Origin of the sequence: Mesorhizobium sp. M7A.F.Ca.CA.002.05.1.1 (assembly GCF_003998335.1) — a bacterium.
GTDB lineage: Bacteria > Pseudomonadota > Alphaproteobacteria > Rhizobiales > Rhizobiaceae > Mesorhizobium.
The window spans coordinates 1-4,302 of record NZ_RZQI01000523.1; the positions used below are offsets into that span (position 1 = coordinate 1).

Below are 4,302 nucleotides of genomic sequence, written 5' to 3' on the forward strand. Positions count from 1 at the left end.
AAGGTCAAGCGCCGCAAACACCGGAAGCTCCTGGACCGGCGGCCGACGGGCGCTCTGTTCCGGCCGTGGCACCACAGCGACGGGCGAGGCCACCGATTCCGACGGTCTGTGGGCCTCCGCCGCCGGGACACCGGTCTCGCCCGGCGCCGGCGATCGATTCTCCGTGGGACGTGTCTCGTCGCGCGCAAAAACCTTGCGCCCGCGCCTTCGCTTGCGCCGCTTCTTGGGCTTGCCTTTGTGGGGTGCGTCGCCCGCCTGCCCGTCCGCGGAGCGGAGCTCCGTCGGGCGGCGTTGCTGCCAGCTTGCATTCCCCGGGCCAGCCGACCGCCGGGAAGCGCTGGACACGCCCACCTCCGGCGCGCCGGCGCCGGTGTCGTGGTCTTCCACTGTCGTTCCTTCCGGCGCCGCGCGAACCTATGATGGACGCAGCAGGCGCTTCAGTGTTTTAAGTTGCCGCCAGACTAACAGCGCCGCGCCCGATCACCAAGAGCCGCGTGCCGAATTTTGCCGGCAGGCCGCAAACCGCCGTTCCGGGGCGGCCGCGTAATGAACCCGCACGCCGCAGTTGCCGGCGCTACGCCTGCCGGCACCTCTTTCGGCCGCTCACTGCGGCAAATCTAGCCGGCCGACGCTGCGACAAGGGTTCGCGGTTGAATAGCCGGCTTCGATGAGGCATTTCTGAAATGAGCGGAAGAATCCGGCAAAGCCGGCCTCCCACCAGCCACGAAAAGGAAGCGGACCCGCAACGCATGGCAGTCAGGCAATGAACTGGAGACGCTATTTCTGGCCGGTTGTGGGCATCGCCGCCGTGATCTTCTCGCTGCTGCTGCTCTGGCACGAATTGCGCGGCGTTTCGCTCGACGACGTCTGGGACGGTATCACCGCCATTCCGACCCGGGGCTGGATCCTTGCCGCGCTGAGTTCGATCATCGCCTATGCCTCGCTTGCCGGCTACGACCACATCGCGCTCCTGCATATCGGCAAGCGCGTGTCGTGGCTGTTCGTCACGCTGTGCTCCTTCACCACCTATGCGCTGTCGCACAACATTGGCGGCTCGGTGTTTTCCGGCGCCGTCATCCGCTACCGCGCCTATGGTACCAGAGGCCTGACCGGACAGGATGTCGGCGTGCTGGTGGCGGTCTGCTGGATCACCTTCGTGCTGTCGACGATTTTGGCCTCGGGCCTGGTTCTGGTGTTCGAGCCTGAGATACTCGACCGGTTTTCCGGCATCGCCCATCATGGCCTGTCGGAAGCGGCCGGCATCGCGATGCTGCTGCTCGTCGCCGCCTATGTCTTCGGCAGCTGGCTGCATCTGCGCCCGCTGAAGATCGCCAGCTTTCAGCTGCATTATCCGGCGCTGCCGATCGTCGCGCGGCAGTTGCTGATCGGCCCGATCGAGTTGCTGGCCGCCGCCGCGATCATCTTCTTTGCCCTGCCCGCAGCCCACAATCCCGGCTACTTCGTCATACTGGGCGTCTTCCTCGTCTCCTTCTCGATCGCGCAGATCTCGCACGCGCCGGGCGGGCTCGGCGTGTTCGAGGTGGTGTTTCTCGCCGGCCTGTCGGACATGGATCCGGTCGGCGTGCTGGCGGCGCTGCTGGTGTTCCGGCTGTTCTACCTGATCATCCCGCTGATTCTTGGCCTGGGTGTGGTGCTGTTCTTCGAACGCTCGCAGTTCAGCCGGACGGAGCCTTGAGGAGCGGGATTGGATCTGGAGGCCGCGCGCCGGCATCTGAAGTGCGGCGCCTGAAATCACCTGACGAAACGTGCCATTGAACCACAGAGCAGGCTTGACTATTTTCCGCTGGCGGCTACAAGGCAGCGCTCACAGCGGCTTGCCCGCTCGGCCCGCACGGTTCATGACCGCGCCTGCTGGGGAATAGGTTAACGGTAGACCCACGGACTCTGACTCCGTTAGTCCTGGTTCGAATCCAGGTTCCCCAGCCAAGATAAACCCACTGAAAACACTGAATTCTTGCCGCCAACCGAAACTTGGTGGTGCATGCCGCTGTGACAAAATAAGCGAAAAATAAGCGAATTTTAGCTGCCGCTTATTTTCCAGCCGCTTGGCCATCTTGCCGCAGGCTTTTCCTTTCGCGCTGGCCACACCATTTTCGGCCATGCCGCCATCCGATGCTTTCGCCGCGATGATAGCCGGGCTTTAGGCGGCGGCTTGAGTCGCGCCGATATCGCTAGCAGAGCCGGGGTTTCGCAGAACGACGATTCGGCGCTGCATCCATGGCAACAAATCGCGACCACATGGCCGGGAGGGCGGCGCGCGTTGAGCGCTTGCACCGGGAGGTGGTCGCCGGACCAAGACGCAATCCTACGCCTAAGCTTCTTTTTTTTCGAGCCATTGGATGAAGCCGAGATTTCGAGTGCGGTACTGGTTGATAGCGCTTTCCCTGCCAATTTCTTTGACCGCCTTGGCGAATCGCGTCAGTATTTCGATCATCTCGGGCGTGGCGTCGATCAGGTTCATGTAACGGCGTAGGCCGGCGAGCATGTCCCTCAGTTCCTCACCCTCATGCCCCTTGAGAATCTGGACATAACTTTCCACATCAATCGTAGCCGCTTCAGCCAGCAGTTCCGGATCGGTGATATTCTTGGCGAGCGCCATCACAGTCTCGTCGGTTGTGCGCTTCGGTTTCGTGGCGTTTTCAGCTTCCTTGATCCGCTTGAGCAGTTCAGGGGACAACTCCCGGCCGAACTCGTACAATCTATCGGTATCGAAGGCGGCGGGCTCATCCTTCTTTTCCCGGATGTATAGTGTGACCAGCTCTTCTGCGCGCGGATCTCCCAACTCACGGAACGTGCGCTCGACGCTCACTAAGTCGCCGAGGTCCAAGTACTTAAGCTCGCTTGCAAAAACCTCGACGAACCTGTCGAGTATGGGCTTGATCGGCTTCGTGAAGGACAGATGTAGGTCATCCCAAAGCTCCCGCATGGCTTCTTTTGCCTTGCGGTACATATCAGCCTCATTCAGCTCCTTCGCGTGCGCGTTCAGCCGCGATTGATCGAAGTATCCATTCTGGACAGCCTCAAGGAGGGTCAGGTCGAACGCGCTGGTGCCTGTGTACCGGTATTGGACAAGCAGGTCGCGCCATTTCAGGTCGAGGTCGGCGTCCTCCTTGATCGGGTTATAAGCGTTGACTCGCTTCAGGTAGTCGAGCGGTGGTGCGCCCTTTGGCTGAAGGTAACTCCAGGCGAGTAGGGTGATTGTCCGAACAGCATCCATTGTCACGCTAAAGGAATATCCGGCGAGCATAGGCGCGACCTGCTTAGCCAGAGCTAGAATTTTCCAGATCACTCGGACGTTCTTGATGCCCAGCAGGATAGCATGCTGACGGACCATGGCGGCGATGTTGTCACCGTCCCCCGGAATAGCGATGTCGGCAATCTCGGCGCAAGAAGGGTCGAACCGCAAGTACAAGTCCACCACCTTCTCTAAGTAGGACTCGAATTCACCCTTGTCCTCTAGTTGCTCGTCATTGAGGATCAGCACAACCTTGCACTTCCGATCGTCTCTGAGCTGGGAGATGTAGCCCAACACATCGACGCTTCTGAGCCCATCGCCCTTGCGTTCCAGATCATCGACCAGGACGATCTGATTGCGGATGCTGAGTGCTGCTGCTTCAACGGCTGCTTCACTGGCACTACCGGTAAGAGATGCGAAAACCTTCCATACGACGTTGGAGGATTTCGCCTCGTTTATGTAGTCGGTGTAGTCGTTAAAATCGAACGGCTTTCCGATTTTCTCAATCGCCACCGTGGACTGAAAAATGTCGCGCTTGATGTCTTGAATCGAGTTCAGGCCGAACAATGAGACTTTTGCGTAACGTTTCAGCTTGAGTTTTTTACTGAGGACCGCCTTCGAGAGAACATCGTCCCAGGTATATGTCTTGCCCGTGCCCCAATCACCGCGGATACACAGAACCTGCTCCTTATTTGACGCTAGAAACTGACCGATGGCTTCACGCACCCGCTGCACTGACATAATACCCCCCTCCGCAAGTAGCGGACAAATGTAGCTGTCCTGCGCCAAGATGCCAGGGCCGGACGACGGCGTTACGCGTGACGAGCGTCTTTCGCCCAGAAGATGGTCTCTGGAAGATCGTGCATCGTCACGCCGATCCGATAACGACGGCTCAGCGGGCCAATTCGGTACTCCGCCGATAGACGCTATTATCGATCTGGCGCCTGGGTGCGGAACATGGTCCTTTAATTAAATTAGCAGAAATGCATAAAAAGGCCTATAATTCGGACAGCCGGCATTCCCCCCCAAGCCGGTTAGGCTCGGCC

2 protein-coding genes and 1 tRNA gene are annotated in these 4,302 nt (G+C 59.6%); 2 read left to right on the top strand and 1 reads right to left on the bottom strand.

Annotated features, from left to right (window positions below):
• Positions 1-763: 763 nt before the first annotated feature.
• Positions 764-1,696, top strand: coding sequence for a lysylphosphatidylglycerol synthase domain-containing protein (locus tag EN939_RS23035; protein ID WP_127269916.1), 933 nt, complete (start codon positions 764-766; stop codon positions 1,694-1,696).
• 177 nt (positions 1,697-1,873) lie between these two features.
• A tRNA-Gln gene (locus tag EN939_RS23040) sits at positions 1,874-1,947 on the top strand.
• A gap of 385 nt (positions 1,948-2,332) precedes the next feature.
• On the opposite strand, the gene EN939_RS23045 is transcribed toward EN939_RS23040, so the two are convergent.
• Positions 2,333-3,997, bottom strand: coding sequence for a hypothetical protein (locus EN939_RS23045; protein WP_127271886.1), 1,665 nt, complete (start codon positions 3,995-3,997; stop codon positions 2,333-2,335).
• Positions 3,998-4,302 lie beyond the last annotated feature (305 nt).